Here is a 319-nt window from a genome sequence, read left to right on the forward strand (position 1 = left end):
TCACATGCTTGGCGACACGGAACGCGAACCGCAGATCGTTCAGTTCGGCCTCGGTCGGTGCGCGCTTGGTGACGGTCTTGAAAGTCATGTCGTCGACAACCGCGTTGTCGCGCGACTGTACCAATAGTCCGCCCGCGACCGTCTTGGTCATCAGGCCTGCAGCACGCGGATCAGGCAAGCCGCCCGCCAGCAACAGGCGCAGGTTCTTGCGCTTGCCGATAATGGCGATCGCTTCATCGGTCGCGTCCGGCGCAATGATGACTTCGGTGAAAATTCCGGCCACCGCATTCGCCGCATCCGCATCGAGCTTGCGGTTGAA

At 61.4% G+C, this 319-nt stretch carries 1 pseudogene; it reads right to left on the reverse strand.

The features are described from left to right. Window positions 1-319, reverse strand: a pseudogene (purH, locus tag ACMUOY_RS20535) (bifunctional phosphoribosylaminoimidazolecarboxamide formyltransferase/IMP cyclohydrolase); the annotation flags it as partial.

Origin of the sequence: Candidatus Skiveiella danica (assembly GCF_022705245.1) — a bacterium.
In the GTDB taxonomy this organism is placed as follows: Bacteria; Pseudomonadota; Gammaproteobacteria; order Burkholderiales; family Burkholderiaceae_C; genus Skiveiella; species Skiveiella danica.